General features: G+C 63.8%; 18 protein-coding genes and 3 pseudogenes. 7 read left to right on the top strand and 14 right to left on the bottom strand.

The genetic code is table 11. The features are described from left to right. Positions 1-17: 17 nt before the first annotated feature. Together ACS5PJ_RS15040 and ACS5PJ_RS15035 are read right to left on the bottom strand one after the other, a co-directional pair. Positions 18-419, bottom strand: a complete 402-nt coding sequence (locus ACS5PJ_RS15040) for a RidA family protein (protein ID WP_439435673.1) — start codon at positions 417-419, stop codon at positions 18-20. 57 nt (positions 420-476) lie between these two features. Then, positions 477-887: a carboxymuconolactone decarboxylase family protein gene (locus tag ACS5PJ_RS15035; RefSeq protein ID WP_439435672.1), complete on the bottom strand. Its 411-nt coding sequence runs from the start codon at positions 885-887 to the stop codon at positions 477-479. Between the two features lie 110 nt (positions 888-997). On the opposite strand from ACS5PJ_RS15035, the gene ACS5PJ_RS15030 reads away from it, so the two are divergent. Next, the gene (locus ACS5PJ_RS15030) at positions 998-1,639 is read left to right on the top strand and encodes a TetR/AcrR family transcriptional regulator (RefSeq protein WP_439435671.1); all 642 of its coding nucleotides are present in this window, start codon (positions 998-1,000) and stop codon (positions 1,637-1,639) included. 22 nt (positions 1,640-1,661) lie between these two features. Here the strand turns inward: ACS5PJ_RS15030 and ACS5PJ_RS15025 are convergent, their stop codons facing one another. From ACS5PJ_RS15025 to ACS5PJ_RS15010, 4 genes are all read right to left on the bottom strand, one after another. Then, positions 1,662-2,099: an SRPBCC family protein gene (locus tag ACS5PJ_RS15025; protein WP_439435670.1), complete on the bottom strand. Its 438-nt coding sequence runs from the start codon at positions 2,097-2,099 to the stop codon at positions 1,662-1,664. A gap of 92 nt (positions 2,100-2,191) precedes the next feature. Beyond that, on the bottom strand, positions 2,192-3,553 hold the full coding sequence (locus ACS5PJ_RS15020) for an MFS transporter (RefSeq protein WP_439435669.1): 1,362 nt from the start codon (positions 3,551-3,553) through the stop codon (positions 2,192-2,194). A 200-nt stretch (positions 3,554-3,753) separates the two neighbouring features. Beyond that, on the bottom strand, positions 3,754-4,953 hold the full coding sequence (locus ACS5PJ_RS15015) for an acyl-CoA dehydrogenase family protein (protein WP_439435668.1): 1,200 nt from the start codon (positions 4,951-4,953) through the stop codon (positions 3,754-3,756). Next, on the bottom strand, positions 4,953-6,206 hold the full coding sequence (locus ACS5PJ_RS15010) for a CaiB/BaiF CoA transferase family protein (RefSeq protein ID WP_439435667.1): 1,254 nt from the start codon (positions 6,204-6,206) through the stop codon (positions 4,953-4,955). Before ACS5PJ_RS15010 ends, ACS5PJ_RS15015 begins: the two co-directional genes overlap by 1 nt. Positions 6,207-6,312: 106 nt before the next feature. Between ACS5PJ_RS15010 and ACS5PJ_RS15005 the strand changes: the two genes are divergently transcribed. The 3 genes from ACS5PJ_RS15005 to ACS5PJ_RS14995 all read left to right on the top strand — a co-directional run bounded on the left by ACS5PJ_RS15005 (position 6,313) and on the right by ACS5PJ_RS14995 (position 7,925). Next, entirely contained in the window at positions 6,313-7,209 is an 897-nt protein-coding gene (locus ACS5PJ_RS15005; protein ID WP_439435666.1) for a LysR family transcriptional regulator, read from the top strand. A 123-nt stretch (positions 7,210-7,332) separates the two neighbouring features. Continuing rightward, on the top strand, positions 7,333-7,521 hold the full coding sequence (locus ACS5PJ_RS15000; RefSeq protein WP_439435665.1) for a hypothetical protein: 189 nt from the start codon (positions 7,333-7,335) through the stop codon (positions 7,519-7,521). A 14-nt stretch (positions 7,522-7,535) separates the two neighbouring features. Then, positions 7,536-7,925 (top strand): hypothetical protein, encoded by a 390-nt coding sequence (locus tag ACS5PJ_RS14995; protein ID WP_439435664.1) that lies wholly within the window; start codon positions 7,536-7,538, stop codon positions 7,923-7,925. Positions 7,926-8,156: 231 nt separating this feature from the next. Here the strand turns inward: ACS5PJ_RS14995 and ACS5PJ_RS14990 are convergent, their stop codons facing one another. The 5 genes from ACS5PJ_RS14990 to ACS5PJ_RS14970 all read right to left on the bottom strand — a co-directional run bounded on the left by ACS5PJ_RS14990 (position 8,157) and on the right by ACS5PJ_RS14970 (position 12,029). Beyond that, positions 8,157-8,621, bottom strand: a complete 465-nt coding sequence (locus ACS5PJ_RS14990) for a DUF4304 domain-containing protein (RefSeq protein WP_439435663.1) — start codon at positions 8,619-8,621, stop codon at positions 8,157-8,159. Positions 8,622-8,763: 142 nt separating this feature from the next. Continuing rightward, a complete protein-coding gene (locus ACS5PJ_RS14985) occupies positions 8,764-9,507 on the bottom strand; it encodes an alpha/beta fold hydrolase (RefSeq protein WP_439435662.1) in 744 nt (247 codons plus the stop codon). 9 nt (positions 9,508-9,516) lie between these two features. Further along, on the bottom strand, positions 9,517-10,176 hold the full coding sequence (locus tag ACS5PJ_RS14980) for a dihydrofolate reductase family protein (protein WP_439435661.1): 660 nt from the start codon (positions 10,174-10,176) through the stop codon (positions 9,517-9,519). Between the two features lie 87 nt (positions 10,177-10,263). Then, positions 10,264-11,586: an alpha-amylase family protein gene (locus tag ACS5PJ_RS14975; protein ID WP_439435660.1), complete on the bottom strand. Its 1,323-nt coding sequence runs from the start codon at positions 11,584-11,586 to the stop codon at positions 10,264-10,266. Next, on the bottom strand, positions 11,583-12,029 hold the full coding sequence (locus ACS5PJ_RS14970) for a DUF1801 domain-containing protein (protein WP_439435659.1): 447 nt from the start codon (positions 12,027-12,029) through the stop codon (positions 11,583-11,585). The genes ACS5PJ_RS14975 and ACS5PJ_RS14970 overlap by 4 nt, the downstream gene beginning before the upstream one ends. A gap of 86 nt (positions 12,030-12,115) precedes the next feature. Between ACS5PJ_RS14970 and ACS5PJ_RS14965 the strand changes: the two genes are divergently transcribed. After that, positions 12,116-12,553 (top strand): VOC family protein, encoded by a 438-nt coding sequence (locus ACS5PJ_RS14965; protein ID WP_439435658.1) that lies wholly within the window; start codon positions 12,116-12,118, stop codon positions 12,551-12,553. Positions 12,554-12,565: 12 nt separating this feature from the next. On the opposite strand, the gene ACS5PJ_RS14960 is transcribed toward ACS5PJ_RS14965, so the two are convergent. Next, on the bottom strand, positions 12,566-13,249 hold the full coding sequence (locus tag ACS5PJ_RS14960) for a hypothetical protein (RefSeq protein ID WP_439435657.1): 684 nt from the start codon (positions 13,247-13,249) through the stop codon (positions 12,566-12,568). Positions 13,250-13,409: 160 nt separating this feature from the next. Here ACS5PJ_RS14960 and ACS5PJ_RS14955 point away from each other — a divergent pair, with 160 nt between their 5' ends. Next, positions 13,410-13,547 (top strand): SDR family oxidoreductase, encoded by a 138-nt coding sequence (locus tag ACS5PJ_RS14955; protein ID WP_439435656.1) that lies wholly within the window; start codon positions 13,410-13,412, stop codon positions 13,545-13,547. 83 nt (positions 13,548-13,630) lie between these two features. On the opposite strand, the pseudogene ACS5PJ_RS14950 reads toward ACS5PJ_RS14955, so the two are convergent. Continuing rightward, positions 13,631-14,086 (bottom strand): annotated as a pseudogene (locus ACS5PJ_RS14950) (IS30 family transposase); the annotation flags it as partial. A 237-nt stretch (positions 14,087-14,323) separates the two neighbouring features. Between ACS5PJ_RS14950 and ACS5PJ_RS14945 the strand changes: the two are divergent. Beyond that, positions 14,324-15,525: pseudogene (locus ACS5PJ_RS14945) on the top strand (IS110 family RNA-guided transposase). Between the two features lie 14 nt (positions 15,526-15,539). Here ACS5PJ_RS14945 and ACS5PJ_RS14940 read toward each other — a convergent pair. Then, positions 15,540-15,663, bottom strand: a pseudogene (locus ACS5PJ_RS14940) (IS30 family transposase); the annotation flags it as partial.

The following is a 15,663-nucleotide window of genomic DNA, read 5'->3' as shown; positions in this document are numbered from 1 at the left end:
AACGCAGGACGGCGGATTCATCGCAGGACGGCGGCGACAGCGCTGATCTCGACGAGTGCACCGGGCACGCCCAGCCCGGTGACAAAAGCGGCGGTCACCAAGGCAGGTTCTTCAGAGGCGAGAACCGGAGCGATCGCACCGTAGCCTGCTGCGAGGTCAGCGCCGTCGACGAAGAGCACAGTCCAGTGAACGACGTCGGTGAGGGCAGCGCCGGCTGCGGCGAGCGCCGTCTTCGCGTTCTCGAGCGCGCGGGCAGACTGTGCGGCGACGTCACCCGCACCGATGAGTGCGCCGTCGGCGTCGACCGCGTTCTGGCCACCGACGTAAATGGTGGTCGCACCGGGCGGCACGATGGCGACGTGGCTGAAGGCTGGGCTTGAAACGAGCCCCTGGGGGCGGATGCGCTGTATGGGTGCCATGCCTGTATGGTCCCACCCGCCGCCGGCCGTGGCGACTAAAAGTTCCCGGACGTGAGTTTAGTCCTCGGATTCCGGGGTGAGGCCGCGCTCCGCCATGACCTCCTTGAGCAGGGTCAGGGCGTTGAGGACACGGGGAAAGCCGATGTAGGGAATGCACTGGATCAGTGCACCGACTATCTTCTCCTTGGTCAGGCCCACGTTGAAACCGACATTCATGTGGAGCTTCAGCTGGGGCTCAGTGCCCAGGGCGCCCAGCGTGGAGATGGTCACGAGCGTCTGCTCCTGCTGGGTCAGGCTGGTCCGGGAGTAGATGTCGCCGAACGCGAACGACACGATGTAGTCGGACAGGTCGGCATCCAGGTCTTTGTAGGACTCCACGAGTTTGACGTGGTCGAAGGTGTTGGAGTGCTCGTCCGAGACGAGCTCCATCATGCGGTCGAGGCCGCGTTGGTAGCGATCTGTGGTCATTTGAAACTTCCTCTTGGTGTTGTCGGGAACAGCGTTTCGCAGCTGTTGTGAAACGCTACGTAGCGTTACAATATTAGCAGTGAATTGTGAGGGTTGGAAGGCGGTACGGAATGGAAATGTTGAACGACGACGGCGGGACGGCCGGTGGCGCGATCAGGGGGCAAACCCCGGAAGCAGGCCATGCGCGCCGGCGGGCCCGGTCTGAACAGTCGATCCTGGACGCCACCCGGGAACTGCTGGGGGAAGCCGGGTTCGGCAGCCTGACAGTGGAGGGCGTGGCTGCCAGGGCAGGGGTAGCCAAGACCACGATCTACCGTCGCTACCGGTCCAAGACGGATCTCGCCCTGGCGGTGCTGCTGGAAATGGTGGACGACGTCAGCACCCGTCCGTACGTTGATGACACGGGCGCCGAACTGATGCGGCTGGTGGACCGGACGGTGCAGCTCATGAGTTCCACCGTGATGGGACGGATCATGAAAGGCCTTGTTTCAGAGGTCGCCGCGGATCCCGAACTCGCCCGGGTGTACCGGGAGCGTGTAGTGAGCCACCGGGTTGCCGACGTGGAGGCCCTCGTGGACCGTGGCGTATCCCGGGGCGAACTGAGAGCCGGACTCGATCCTGAGATGGTCACCGACCTTCTGCTCGGCCCCATCTACTACCGGTTCTTCCTCAGCGGCGCCCCCCTGGACAAGCGTTTCGGCGAACGCCTCGTCGCCACCCTGCTGCCGGCATTTACGGTCCAAACGGGGTGAGGGCCCGGGCAGGGACAGCTGATCAGCTGCGGGCGGTCTCCAGATACTGCTTCAACGCAGTCCAGTTGGCACGTTCCTGACGGCTTCCCATTGCCCATAAGACGGGGCCGAGGAGGCGAAGGGCGCCATGAGGATGCAGTTTCCAGACCCATGACAGCTTTGTCCGGTCTGCCTCGGGGGTGAAGGTCAGGTTGCCCTCGATGTCCATCCCGTTCGTTCGGCTGTGTGAGCCCAACGTGCGCGGACGGCTGAACGCGGTGCATTCGATGGTCACACTGGTGCCTCTTGGCTTTCCCATCACAGCCGCGAATCGTGTCCCGACCCCTATCGGCCCCGGCGTGAGCTTGTCGGCCCGGATCATGTTCCGGTTGTAAAGGGGCTCATTGCACTCATCGGCCACGAAGTCGAACACGGTCTCGTTCGGGGCGTCGATGAGGATTTCACCCGTGATCGGTTTCATGCCCACAAGAATGAACCCCCGCCGTCGTTGCCGTCAGTGCCGAAGGTCCCCGCCCGGTGATGAGCTTCCGGACGGGCGCCACTGGGACGTGCTTAGTGCACGGCGGCAGCAGCAAGCCTTTCTTCATCGATCTCTGCCTGCATGGCGGCAACCCGGGGGCCTCCAAGCAGTCCGGTCGGGATCTTCGAGGTCTCGGGCATTGCCATGACGGCGACCGCGGCTACCCCTGCGGCGACGGCACCAAAGATCGCCACCGGCAGCCAGCCGGTGGGTCCCGGAACCAGGAGCATCGCTGCCACCATCGGGGCGAAGCCGGCAAGGAGGTTGCCCAGCTGGTTGCTGACAGCCATACCGGTGAACCTGACCGGCGCCGGAAACTGCTCAGCAAAGAACGAGGTCCACACACCGTTGTAGCAGCTGAAGAACAGGCTCATGTTGACGAAGGCGAAGGCCGCAATCATCAGGACGTCCGCCGTCGAGATTGCCCAGAGGTAACCGAAGAGCGTGAGCGCGCAGCCCACGGCTGAGATCAGCATGGTCTTCTTCCGGCCAATGACGTCGGAGAGATAGCCGGCGGCGGGAATAGTGATGATGGACAACGCGATGGCGCCGGAGATGATGGCCAGCATGACGCTCCGGTCCACTCCGACCTTTGTTGCGTACGACAGGCTGAACACGGCGAAGAGGGTCTGCATCGCTGCGAGCAGGGACGACCCGGCCACCCGGATCACGTCGCGCCAGTGGTACTTGAACACATCGCCCAGTGGCAGCTTGCGGACTGCACTTACCTCTTTCGCCTCGGCGAACACCGGGGTCTCGTCCAGGTGGCTGCGAACGTAGTAGGTAATGACGACGACAACGGCGCTCAGCCAGAAGGGGATCCGCCAGCCCCAGCTGTACAGCATTTCGGCGGGCAGCAGTGCCACCGGCAGGAAGACGATGGTCGCCAGCGAGCAGCCGACGGCGTAGCCGACCATGACGAAGCTGGTGAAGAATCCGCGGCGCCCCACGGGGGAGTGCTCGACCGTCAGCGTCGATGCGCCAGCCGACTCGGCGCCGGCCGAGAACCCCTGGAGGACGCGCAGAATGACCAGCAGTGCGGGGGCGAGCAGGCCCACCTGGTCAAAGGTGGGCAGGCATCCGATGGCGAACGATGCAACGCCCATCAGGATGACGGTGGCCAGCATGACGCGCTTGCGCCCCAGCCGGTCGCCGAAGTGCCCCATCACAACAGCCCCGACCGGCCGCGCCACGTATCCCACGGCGAAGGTGGCGAACGAGGCGATCAGCGCGACGGTCGGATCACCGGACGGGAAGAACAGGACGTTGAAGACAAGGGCGGCAGCGGCGCCGTAGACGAAGAAATCGTAGTACTCGAGGGCGCTGCCGAGGAGTGCAGCTATCGCCGCGCGCTTTGGCGTCATAGCCGGCCGCGGGGCCAGTGTTCTGGTCATGTGTTTCTCCCTTGAAACAGAATGGTTGGGAATAGGCCAGGCAGAAGATCTTCGTGCCCGGAGGTCCTTCATCCACAGTAGGGGCGTGACCCAGGCCACAACTGTTCCGATATGAAACAGCTCATACACCCCGTGGATGGGCACACCAAAATGCCCGGCCACCCAATGGGGTGGCCGGGCTGGTTGAGAACTCCGGCAGGTCAGGCGAAGGCTGAGATACCGGTGATTTCACGTCCGAGGATCAGCGACTGGATGGAATCGGTGCCTTCGTAGGTGTGGACCACTTCCATGTCGGTCATGTGCCGGGCCACGTGGTTTTCGAGCAGTATTCCGTTGCCGCCGAACATGTCGCGGGCATCCCGGCACAGAGTCCGGGCCTTGTCCCCGGTGAACATCTTGGCCAGGGACGCCTGTTCGTTGCTGAGTTCGCCTTTGTCCTGCAGCGCCGCGGTGCGGAAGCAGATCAGTTGCATGGCGGTCAGGTCCGCGAGCATGTTGGCCAGTTTGTTCTGGACCAACTGGTAGCTGGCAATCGGCTTACCGAACTGGACGCGTTCCCGGGCGTACTTGACCGCCATCTCGTAAGCTGCGGTGGCGTGGCCGAGCGATTCCCACGCCACGGTGCTGCGGGTGGTGTTAAGGACTGCGCCGACATCGCGGAAGGACCTGGACTTGGCCAGCAGGTTCGCGGCCGGGATCCGCAGGCCCTCGATCTCGATCTGCGCCTGCTGGATGGCACGTTTTGCCATCTTTCCCGTGATCGCTTCGGCGTGGTAGCCCGCGGGGTACGTGCCGTCGTCGTTCTTTTCCAGAACGAACGCCTTAACCTTCTGGTCAGCGGTGTCCCGCGCCCAGATGATGACGAGGTCCGCCACATGGCCGAGCCCGATCCAGCGTTTCGATCCGTTGATGACGTAATGGTCGCCGTCGAGCCGCGCGGAGGTCTCCAGCGCCACGGAATCGGAGCCGTGCTCCGGTTCGGTCAGCGCGAAGGCGCCCAGCTTTTCGAGCCGGGCCATCGCCGGCAGCCAGCGCTCCTTCTGCTGGTCGCTGCCGAGCAGGTTGATGCTGCCCATCGCCAGGCCGGAATGGACGGCATTGAAGGTGTTGATGCTGCCGTCGCCGCGGGAAAGTTCCATGGCCACGAGGCCGGTCTGCAGCCGGGTCAGTCCCGGGCAGCCGTAGCCTTTGATGGCTGTGCCGATGATTCCCAGCTCGGCGAACCTGGGCACCAGCTGGTACGGGAAATCCGCTTTCTCCCAGTATTCGTTGATGATCGGGGTGACGTCCTGTTCAACGAAGGAGCGGACCCGGGCGATCAGTGCCCGGTCCTCGTCGTTGAGGTAGTCGTCCAGAACGTAGAAGTCGGAATTGACGGACAGGTCCGTTGCGGTGGTCATCAGTGCTCCTCGCGGTGTGAAGGTGTGGAAGTGGCGGCCATGGCGGCGGCCAGAAGCTGTTCGTCCGCACCCAGCCAGGCGCGCACCAGCTCGGCGCCGCTGTCCAGGTCCGGTGGGGTGAGGTCGTAGCTGACCGGGGTTTTGGACAGCCGGATGGGGTTGCGCACGCCGGGCTGCGAATCCTCGCCCTGCCCGACGGTCACGACCGGCTCGAGGCCGATCTTCTCGGCAAATTCGATCCCGGCGCGGAGGTCCTGGATCGGGGCGCAGGGAAGTTTCGCTTCGGTGAGGATGTCGAACCACTCTTTCGCGGTCCGGGTGGCGAGGCATTCCAGGAGAAGGAGCCGCAGTTCCGTGCGGTTGGCACTGCGCAGCGGCGCCTTTTCGAAGCGCGGATCCACGGCCAGCTCCGGCCGGCCGATCGCGGCGCAGAAGGTGCGGTACTGGGAGTCGTTGCCGATCGCAATGACCAGCTTGCCGTCACCGGTGTCGAAAGGCTCGTAAGGGTAGATGCTCGGGTGCTCGTTGCCCAGCCGCTTCGGGACCACCCCGCCCAGCACTACGGCCGCGGTCTGGTTCACCATGCCGGAGAGCGCGGAGGACATGAGGTTCATCTCCACCAGCTGGCCTTCGCCGATCCGGTCCCGGTGCCGCAATGCGGCGAGGATGCCGATGCACGCGTGAAGGCCGGTGATGACATCGAACACGGCAATGCCGGAACGGAAGGGTTCGGTGTCCGGTGCTCCTGTGAGGTCCATCAGGCCGGACAGCGCCTGGATCAGCAGATCGTAGCCGGGAAGCTGGGCGCCGCCGGTGGTTCCGAAACCGGTGATGGAGGCGTAGACAACATCCTTGTTGGTGGCCGAGACGGTGTCGTAGTCCAGGCCGTAACGCACCAGGTCACCGGGCTTGAAATTCTCGACGACGACGTCGGCCCGTTCGGCGATGCGCTGTGCGGTCCGGCGGTCATCCGGGTCGCGGAGGTCAAGCTTGATCGAGGTCTTGTTGCGGTTGATCGACAGGAAATAGGTCGAGTCATCGCCCCGGGTGGGCGGGCGCCACGCCCGGGTCTCGTCACCGGACGGGCTTTCGATCTTGATCACCGTCGCGCCGAGATCCGCCAACAGCATGGTGCAGTACGGGCCGGCAAGCACCCGGCCGAAATCGGCGATCACGATGCCGCTGAGGGGGCCGGCTGAACTGCGGCCGAATGCCGAAGTATCAGAAGCGGCCGAGTGTTGGCTGTCCATCATTGGGCTCCTTGCTAAGTTTCTCTCCATCCACCATGACGGACGCCATTGCTATCCGTCCAATACTTATTGATGGTCCTTTTGTTGCGTGAGGTGCATAATTACGAGAATGGAAATCCAACAGATCCGAGCGTTCCTGGCCGTGGCAGAGGAGCTGCATTTCGGCCGTGCCGCAGAAAAGCTGCACATGGCGCAGCCGCCGGTCAGCCGCAGCATCCAGCAGCTGGAACGGGAACTGGGTACCCGGCTTTTTGACCGGAGCACCCGCAGCGTCAAGCTCACCGGGGCCGGTGAAGCGTTCATCGGACCGGCAACCGACATCATCGACGCCACGCGCCGGGCCAGCATCGCCGTTCTCGCTGCGGATAAGGGGGAAGTGGGACGCGTCAGGGTGGCCTACGCGGGCGCCTCAACCCATGCCCTGGTGGGCCGGCTCGCCCGGGAGGTCCGCCGCGACCATCCGGGAATCCAGATCGAACTCTTCAGCCAGAACTTTGCCCAGCCGGCCATGGACCGCGTCCTGAGCGGCGACGTTGATATTGCCCTGGGGCGCTGGGACTACCTTGCCGCCGGAATCGAAACGCGGCTGCTGGCGGCGGAGGACCTCGTGGTGGCCGTACCGGCAAGCCACCACCTGGCGGATGCGGGGGAGGCCCACATGGCCGACTTCAAAGGCGACGTGTTCGTCTCGCTGCCGCCGCACGCCGGCGCAGTGCTGAACGACAGGCTTCGCCGGCTGACCCACGCGGCCGGATTCGAGCTCGACATCGTCCAGATCGTTCCGGACTCGTTGACGGCTGTCTCGCTGGTGGCGGCTGAGGTGGGCTGCACGCTCACCTTGTCTTCCGTGGCAGAGGCCGTCACCGATCCCCATGTGCGGTTTGTGCGGCTCCTGGACAAAACCCTTCCGGTGGAGCTGCGCATGGCCTGGCGCCGGGACCACACCAGCCCGGCCCTGAAGGCCGTCCTGGAGTTGGCCGAACGGATCCTGCCGGGCGAAGCTTAGGGCGCCCGGCCTGCTTCGTCGCTCGCATCCAACGACCGTACCCCTTTGCGCCTGGGTGAGCTGTGGACGTTGACCTTGGGGGTAGGCTCGGGCAAATGCGTGCGTGATCCGAGAGGAAACAAGATGAACGCCAAAGCTGTCCTCGCCGCCCTCGTCGGTTCCGGCATCCTGGTTTTTGTCCTTTCATACATCCTGGCCTCATACAGCGTGGCGCCGAACGGCACGGAGACGCTTACGCTCGTCGTGGTGCTATGGGCCGCGTGCTGGGCAGTGAGCCGCCGCTTGGATGAGCGCCGCCGGCTGCGCCTTTGATGAAGGTTCACTGCATGGATGCCGCACCAGAATTTGTCAGGTATCAAGCAACACAGCTGAATACGCGGGGGATATTCGTCGGGATATTCGGCCTGGCCAATGGATTGGCGGGGGCCGGCAGGCTGAGCGATGAAGACTACCGGTGGTGGCAAAGCGCGAACGCCTGGTACGACGATGCTTATCCCGACCCGAACCTCATCGATCCCACAGTTTACGACCGGGCTCAAAACCTGTACGCCCAAGCATGGTTCAAGACCAGCGCTGTGCACCTGCTGGCCAGAATTCCTGGCTACCTGGATCTGCTGGACCGCTACGGAGTGCAATGGGAAGAAGTTCGTTCGCTCACCCCGGGGCACGTCCTCTATGAAGACGATGTTCAGGTAGTTGTGAATCCACACCACTGATCGCTGCGCCAAACAACGAATCAGTTGGAAGGCACAGGGATAGCTGGGTATCCAGACTCTACTGGCGACAAGCCGGGGCATGGGTATGTCTCACCAGGACCGAGAGGCTGACAGGGGAACTGTGTAGCCGGTCCAGTCTTGCGGCGTTCCCACGTCGTCCTGGTCGCAGGTAGTGCTGGCCCCCCGTCCAAATTCGAAGGTCCCCGGGCACGCCGACACACCCCGAGCAGGTCATCGCCAAGGCCCGGCCAGTAGCCCTTGCGCTGTGCCTCTAACCAACGACGCTGCGACCACTTTCCGGCCTGCGCCGTCGCGAAGACTGTCCAAACTCGCAACCGCCTCAAGCGCAGGCCGCATGTGGACATTGAGGAAAGACCTGAGCTTCTCGGCCCGCTCGCCATCCGACATCTGGACGTCGAGATCCAGTAGCGCTTCGAGTTGGGCTTCCTCATTTCCAATAAGCCTCGAGAGGCGCGTCCGCACATGACACACCTGCTCCTTTGGCGCTGTCGCTTCTCCGAGAGGGCGCAGCCAGAGCGCAATATTCACGTAGTGCTGCAATCCATACTGCGACTTTTGCAGTTGGACCACTGTGATCACGTCAAGACTGGTGCGGTACCAGGATCCGCTTTTCTTCGAGAATCCCGCACTCTCCATGAAGGCATCAAAGGTAGTTTGAATGACGTTCGCGCTCATGGCCCTCCATAGGTAATGACGGATCCCGTCCATGGCGTCTTACGACCCATAGTTCCATGACTTATGCATGTCACGCCCCGCCTGGTAGCGGCGTGTCACCTGTGATAGTTAGCGGACCGCCATGCCGGACATGAGCCGACTATCAGCCCTCCGGTCGAGCTCGATCGAGCCAGTCGCCCAACAACGCGGCCAGTAGTTCGGGGCGCTCGTGCATGAGCGCGTGGCCGGCGTCTTCGATGACTGCAAGGGTGGCGCGCGGGTAGTGTTCGAGCAAGCCGGCCGCGTCGGCATACCCGGCAACCGAATCGCGCCGTCCCGCCACGACCAGGGTCGGCACCGCGAAGGTGGCTGAACCGACGTCGACCGTCCACCCCGCGAAGATGAGCCCCAGCGCAGCCTCGTCCACAAGCGCCATACCCGGCACAAAGTAGTCCTCGAACCCCGCCCGCAGCGCCGGGTCGAGTTCGTCGTACGCGTCGGCCTCCTGCCGGACCACGGTGTGGTCAGGCACGCTCCGCGCCCGTTCGGCGACGGGGCACAACAACGCCAGACCGAGTACGGTTTCCGGTCTCCGTGCGGCCACTCCACGAGCCAGATAGGCGCCGTACGAGTGCCCGAGCAACATCACCGGTCCCGCGTCCAAGTGATCAATGAAATCGCCGAGCAGCGCCACCACATCGTCGTTGCAGGTCAAGCCGCCGGCCGTCGAGTGGCCCATCCCCGGCAGATCCGGATAGATCCGCCGGTATCGCGGGCCCGGGAAGACGGCCTCGACCGCTGCCTCGATCTCGCGATGATCAACACCGGCGCCATGCAACGCAACGAGCGGGACACCCTCGCCGTGCTCGACGAAGCGGACCAGGACTTCGTTGATCCGGCACTCCATGTCGGGCCCTCACCGCGCTGTGCGACGGGTGAAGACCAGATGCACAACTCCCGCCGGAGAAGGGGTCGCCGCGATCTCAAAGCGTTGTTCGAGTCCTTCGAGTCCATCCCAAAGGCGCTCGCCCCGGCCCAGGACGATTGGCACGAGGACAACGTGCATGTGGTCGATCAGGTCGGCCTCAAGGAACTGTCGAATCGTGCTGACGCCGCCGCCGATCCGGACATCGAGGTCGCCGGCCAGGGCGCGGGCCTGCTCAAGCGCGGTAACAGGATCGGCGTCAACGAAATGGAAGGTTGTCCCGCCTTCCATCTCGAGTACCGGCCGGGGATGATGTGTCAGAACAACCACCGGGGTATGGAAGACAGGGTTATCGCCCCACCATCCCTTCCATTCCTCGTCCGCCCACGGGCCGCGTTGATGGCCGAACTTGTTGCGCCCCATGATCTCCACGCCGATCCCGGGCCCCCACTGGCTGGCGAATGACTCGTCGACGCCGAAGGATCCCTCCGATTCCCCGTGGAAGCCCATCGCGCGGAAGGTCCGGGTCTCAAAAGCCCACTCCATGAGCCGTGAGCCGGCATGACCGAACGGAGCCTCCAATTGCTGGCCCTCGCCGGTTCCGAATCCGTCAAGGGAGACCGAGAAGTTATGCACGCGGACTAAGGACATGTCATCTCCTGAAGCACTCGTCGTAGGCAATCACTTTAGGGTGATCGAACCCAGCGGCTCAAGACCGACGGGAGAAGCGCAGGTGCCTCAGCGGAGGACCGCCCACTCTCGAGGCGGCACCACGGCGGCGTTCGCGGCGACATCGACGGTCGCGTGTCCGGCGACGACGGCGGTGGCGCCCGCCGCGCTGACCCGACGCGCTTCGTGCGAGAGATTCAACGCAACGACGAGTGAATCGGCGTCGTTCGCGACGCGGTACGCAAGCACCTCGTTGGAGAGCTCGACGATGCCTGTGGTGGCGCGGTGCAGCCAGGGGTTCCGGCGCCGCAGCCCAATGAGTTCCTTGTGCACTGCGAAAACGGGGCCTCCCAGCGTTGAGAGCTGGCCGGGGGAGGACGGGAAAAGCGGCCTGACGTCGTCGTCACCGCCTGCCCGGTCCTCCTTGACGCCCCGGTAGCCCTGCTCGTCCCCGTAATAAATGGACGGCGTTCCGCCGACTGTCATCAGGACGACGACGGCGTGCGGCACCAGTGCGGCGTCGTTGAGCTTGCTCGCGATCCGGGTGACGTCGTGGTTGCCGATGAAGGTGAGCGGCGCATATGAGCCCAGGAGCACGTTGTGCCGTTCGAACGCGGCCGCGAGTTCGAAGAAGTTCTCGTCGTTGAGCGAACTCCAGACAGCCTTCCAGAGCTCGTATTGCGTGGCTGAATCGAGTCCGCCGGACCGGACCTCGGCCGCGTAGTCGCCGTGGATGTACTCGCCAACGAAGTACGCGTTCGGATGGGATGACCGGACGCGCCCGGTGACACGAGCCCAGAACGACGCCGGCACGGCATAGGCGGCGTCGAGTCGCCAGCCGTCCGCACCCCGGCGCAGCCAGTGGTCCATGACCTCGACGACGAAATCGGCGACGGCGGGCTCATCGTGGTTGAGGGCCACGAGGTGGTGGTGGCCCTCGAAGTCGCGGTACTCGGGTTGGGCGCCGGGACCGGCCTCGTCGGGCCACTCCAGCGAGAACCAGGAGGCCGTGTCCGCCGCCGGCCCACGGGCCAGGACGTTCTGGAACGGCGCAAAGGAGCGGCCGGTGTGGTTGAAGACACCGTCGAGCAGTATGCGCAGACCACGGCCGTGTGCCTCGGCCACCAGCGTGTCGAAGTCTTCCTCGGATCCGAGCCGGGGATCGATCCGGAAGTAATCGGTGGTGTCATACCCGTGCGTCTCTGACGCGAAGATGGGGCCAAGCGCCAGCCCCGACGCGCCGAGTTCGACGGCGTAGTCCAGCCACGGGACAAGGTCCATTAACCGGTGTTCAGCGGCGGGATCCGGCGTCGCGCTTTTCTCCGCGCCGACGAAGCCGAGAGGATAGACCTGCCACCAGATGGCGTGCTGGACCCAGTCAGGTTCGTTCATGGCCGCTTCCTGCCGCCGACTCCCGGCACGGAGGTGACTTGTTTCATCCAGGCTGCGAGCTGGAGTTCATCGATGTCGTCAAGGGATTCCAGCTCCACACCCCGCGTCGACTTGCCCATTCCCACCGGTATCACCGGCGGGACGGGCTCCAGCGCCGCTCCGTTCACAAACATGAGCTTGACGTGGCCGGCAAATCCGCCGCAGCTGAAGCACCACCCGTCCCCGACGCCGTAGTACGCCATGCCCCATTTCACGGAGCGCCGGAGGTCCGGCAGTGTCTTCGCCGCCAGTGCATCGACCGCTTCGGCTATGCCGCGCTGCGGCTGCGGCAGGCTGGCGATGTATGCGAAGACCGGCTTGTCACCGACCGCCGCCTTCGCGGGGCTCGCCCTGCCGGTCATTGCTTCCGGAAGTGAGGTGTTGTCGATCTCCCTGCTGGTCATGGCTAGTATTATCCACGCGAGTGGGCGCTTGGGCCCGGACCTGCAACTACTGGAGCTATGCGGCCTGGCTCGGTAACGTGCAACGCATGGCCATCAAATTTGAGAACGTCGGCATCGCCGTTCGCGACCTCGAAGCAACGATCTCCTTCTTCACCGACCTCGGCCTCACCGTCGTCGGCCGTGACACGGTCAGCGGCGAGTGGACCGACACCGCCGTCGGCCTGGACGGCAACCACGCCAAGATAGCGATGCTGCAAACGCCGGACGGTCACGGCCGCCTTGAGCTTTTCGAGTACATCCACCCCGAAGCGATTGAGTCGGAGCCAACCCGTCCCAACGAGATTGGCATGCACCGCGTCGCGTTCTCAGTCGACAACATCGACAAAGCCCTGGAGACAGCCGCGAAGCACGGCTGCCATCCGCTTCGGGGCGTGGCGACCTATCAGGACGTCTACAAGCTGACCTACGTCCGCGGCCCCAGCGGCATTCTCGTGATGCTCGCCGAGGAACTCAAGAAAAGCTGATCGTCCTGGTGCTTATCTCCGGGTCATGAACTGGATCTGGATGAAACTGAGTTCGGCGCGTGGAAGGACCGCGGTAACGGTTCCGCCGTCCGGTAGTCCTGCGCCGATGCCGTAGACGAATGGGCTTGTGCCGACCTCCACAGCGGGCACCTCCAGCCCATCTACGAGGACAGTGGCTTGGTCATTGGTCATCAGGCCGGTCGAAGTGGACGGTGGCTGGTCCCACGGATTGCCCAGTCCAAGTTCCCGCCGAAACTGGTTCATGAGAATGTGGTTGACGTGTTCCAGCAATACGTTCCGGACAGAACTACGCTCGGAACGCTCTCGGTGCCAGGTAGTGCGCACGGACTCCATCAGTTGCGGGTATCGCAGCCGCTCCACATACTCGACCAGCCACGCGGGCCGCGGCCAAGGCGGGACAGTTTCGATCGACCTCCGTGTCTGCTCGTCGAGATCTGCGAGGTTGATCGGGTCGGAACGGTCAAGCGGGTTGCGCCACAATGTGTACGTGACACTGGCAGTCATCTCGCTGTAGCCGCGGGCCCCCTGACTGTACGTAAGGCCTACGCTGTCGGTGTCTTCCAGCGAAGGCTGGGACACGAGACCCATGACAGGGACGGGCATGAGTTTCAGGCGCTCAGCCAGCTCCACACGAGGGTCGGGCGCATCCTCCGGGAGAATACCGCTCAGTCTCATGCCTCATTATGAATCAAATGCGGCTTAGGAGCCGGGGATACAGCCTGGGTGAGCCTGTGAGTCAGCCCACGTTGGTTGACTTTTCAAGTATTCCGTGTGAACGCGGTGGCCCCGGGCGTCATCCGTACCCCGCTCATCGACGAGCCCACGCTCGAGCAGTATGCGACTCTGCGCCCGGGCAGGTCGCGTTGGCGAGGCGCAGGAAGTTGCCGATCTCATCACCTTCCTTGCGAGCGACAAGGCAAAGTTCATCACGGGCGCGACCATTCCGATCGACGGCGGCTATACGGCCTTCTAGCAAAAACCCGGCAGCACGCAACGCGGGGTCACTCCCGGCCCGATAACCCCGCTCAAAGTCAATGGGTCGTTGCAACTTTGGGGCTAGGCTGCGGCGGCGATGAGTTGGCGCATACGTTGTTTGGGGGTCTCGAGGTTCAGTGTGGGGCGTGGCCGGTTGTTGAGTTTGTTGGCGATGGTTTCGAGGTCCTCTGCGGTGAAGCTTGAGAGGTCCGTGCCTTTTTCGAACCAGTGACGCAGCAGCCGGTTGGTGTTCTCGTTGGTTCCGCGCTGCCAGGGCGAGTGCGGGTCGCAGAAGTAGACCTCCGCGTCCAGAGCCATCCGGATGCGGGGGTACTGCACCATTTCGGTGCCGCGGTCCCAGGTGACGGTCTTGACCAGCTGATCCGGGAGCCGGCGCATCTGGGTGATCATGGCATCGGCCACTTCCTGGGCAGTGTGCCGCCCGGGCAGGTGCAGCAGGACCGTGTAGCGGGTGCTGCGTTCGACCAGGGTGCCTATGGCGCTGCGGCCGTCCTTGCCGATGATGAGATCGCCCTCCTTACGATTTTGTTGTGGGTGATTTCGGAGCTGTCGTAGTGTTTCGATCACCCTCGGGTGGCGGGTATGGCATAGGTCGCCCTGCCGCTTGGACGGCTCACTGGGAATGGCCGCCCGCTGCCCGCCGATGACTCGACCGCTGATTGAGAATTACGACATTGATCGTTGGGTAAGGACGTGCCGGCGTAGTTATCGACAGGGCCAACCTAAATTGGAGCTGATCGAAGGGGACTGAACATGCCGGCATTCTGGGTAGGAATCGACTCAGGCAAAAGAGCACATCATTGCGTCGTGATCGATCAGACCGGGACAGTGCTGCTCTCGAAACGGGTCGAGAACGACGAAAACGCACTGCTCGAACTTATAGCCACGATCGCGGAGATCGCGGCCGGGGACGACGTCTGCTGGGCCACGGATCTGAATTCCGGCGGAGCGGCCCTGTTGATAGAGTTGTTGGCCGCTCACGCCCAGCAACTGCTCTATATTCCCGGACGGATCGTGCATCACGCTGCGGCGACCTACCGCGGAGATGGCAAGACCGACGCGAAAGATGCCCGGATCATCGCTGACCAGGCACGGATGCGCACGGACCTTCAACCAGTCCGCGGCGCGGACCAGATCAGTGTTGACCTGCGGCTCCTCACCGCCCGCCGTACGGATCTGATCTGCGACCGTGTCCGGGCGATCAACAGGCTCCGCGCCACCTTGCTGGAATATTTCCCGGCTCTCGAGCGTGCGTTCGACTACTCCAAACAGGCGCCCCTGATCCTCGTGGGCGGCTACCAGACCCCCGAGGGCATCCGGCGGATCGGACTGGCCCGGCTCACCGGTTGGCTGAGGAAACGCGGCTGCCGCAATAGTGCCAAGATGGCAGAGAAGGCACTGATAGCCGCAAACTCCCAGCACACCGTTCTGCCAACTCAGACCACAGGCTCTGCCCTGGTCGTCCGGCTGGCCGGGCAAATCAGCACTCTCGATGCGGAGATCGCCGGCATCGATGCTTAGATCACGGACCTGTTCGGGCAGCACGACAGCGCCGATGTTCTGCTCACCATGCCGGGCTTCGGCCCGTACTCGCAGCTACTTTCCTCGCGAACATCGGCGGCAACCTGGACGCGTTCGACTCAGTCGACCGGCTCGCCAGCGTCGCGGGCCTGGCTCCCGTCCCGCGCGATTCCGGACGAATCAGCGGGAACCTGCACCGACCACGTCGCTTCAACCGCAGGCTCCTGCGAACCTGTTACCTCGCCGCCCTCTCCAGCCTGAAGAACAGCGCGGCCTCAAGAACCTATTACGACCGGAAGCGCGGAGAAGGAAAGTCGCATAAACAGGCCCTCATCGCCCTCGCCAGACGTCGCATCAACGTCCTCTGGGCGATGCTCCGTGACCACACCATCTACCAGGAACCAACGCCACGCATCACCGCTCAGGCGGCTTGACAGAAACATTGAGATTCCCAATGCCCTGGCACGGCCCGGTCAGCGGCCTCGGCGGGACGTTCTGAGATCTTCGGAGCATCCTTGTAGTGCTGGCCTGCAGCACCCCGGGGCCGCTCACCGCGGGGCGTTCGTTTGCTC

Origin of the sequence: Pseudarthrobacter cremeus, from assembly GCF_051857465.1 — a bacterium.
Lineage (GTDB): Bacteria > Actinomycetota > Actinomycetes > Actinomycetales > Micrococcaceae > Arthrobacter.
This window is presented reverse-complemented; position numbering and strand designations above follow the sequence as displayed.

Excerpts from the sequence above, each read along its gene's own strand:
- ACS5PJ_RS15020 (WP_439435669.1), bottom strand. The coding sequence starts at position 3,553 with ATGACCAGAACACTGGCCCCGCGGCCGGCTATGACGCCAAAGCGCGCG.
- ACS5PJ_RS14965 (WP_439435658.1), top strand. The coding sequence starts at position 12,116 with ATGGCCATCAAATTTGAGAACGTCGGCATCGCCGTTCGCGACCTCGAA.
- ACS5PJ_RS14995 (WP_439435664.1), top strand. The coding sequence starts at position 7,536 with ATGGATGCCGCACCAGAATTTGTCAGGTATCAAGCAACACAGCTGAAT.
- ACS5PJ_RS14955 (WP_439435656.1), top strand. The coding sequence starts at position 13,410 with ATGCGACTCTGCGCCCGGGCAGGTCGCGTTGGCGAGGCGCAGGAAGTT.
- ACS5PJ_RS15030 (WP_439435671.1), top strand. The coding sequence starts at position 998 with ATGGAAATGTTGAACGACGACGGCGGGACGGCCGGTGGCGCGATCAGG.
- ACS5PJ_RS15010 (WP_439435667.1), bottom strand. The coding sequence starts at position 6,206 with ATGATGGACAGCCAACACTCGGCCGCTTCTGATACTTCGGCATTCGGC.
- ACS5PJ_RS15040 (WP_439435673.1), bottom strand. The coding sequence starts at position 419 with ATGGCACCCATACAGCGCATCCGCCCCCAGGGGCTCGTTTCAAGCCCA.
- ACS5PJ_RS14990 (WP_439435663.1), bottom strand. The coding sequence starts at position 8,621 with ATGAGCGCGAACGTCATTCAAACTACCTTTGATGCCTTCATGGAGAGT.
- ACS5PJ_RS14985 (WP_439435662.1), bottom strand. The coding sequence starts at position 9,507 with ATGGAGTGCCGGATCAACGAAGTCCTGGTCCGCTTCGTCGAGCACGGC.
- ACS5PJ_RS15035 (WP_439435672.1), bottom strand. The coding sequence starts at position 887 with ATGACCACAGATCGCTACCAACGCGGCCTCGACCGCATGATGGAGCTC.
- ACS5PJ_RS15015 (WP_439435668.1), bottom strand. The coding sequence starts at position 4,953 with ATGACCACCGCAACGGACCTGTCCGTCAATTCCGACTTCTACGTTCTG.
- ACS5PJ_RS15025 (WP_439435670.1), bottom strand. The coding sequence starts at position 2,099 with ATGAAACCGATCACGGGTGAAATCCTCATCGACGCCCCGAACGAGACC.
- ACS5PJ_RS14970 (WP_439435659.1), bottom strand. The coding sequence starts at position 12,029 with ATGACCAGCAGGGAGATCGACAACACCTCACTTCCGGAAGCAATGACC.
- ACS5PJ_RS14980 (WP_439435661.1), bottom strand. The coding sequence starts at position 10,176 with ATGTCCTTAGTCCGCGTGCATAACTTCTCGGTCTCCCTTGACGGATTC.
- ACS5PJ_RS15000 (WP_439435665.1), top strand. The coding sequence starts at position 7,333 with ATGAACGCCAAAGCTGTCCTCGCCGCCCTCGTCGGTTCCGGCATCCTG.
- ACS5PJ_RS14975 (WP_439435660.1), bottom strand. The coding sequence starts at position 11,586 with ATGAACGAACCTGACTGGGTCCAGCACGCCATCTGGTGGCAGGTCTAT.
- ACS5PJ_RS15005 (WP_439435666.1), top strand. The coding sequence starts at position 6,313 with ATGGAAATCCAACAGATCCGAGCGTTCCTGGCCGTGGCAGAGGAGCTG.
- ACS5PJ_RS14960 (WP_439435657.1), bottom strand. The coding sequence starts at position 13,249 with ATGAGACTGAGCGGTATTCTCCCGGAGGATGCGCCCGACCCTCGTGTG.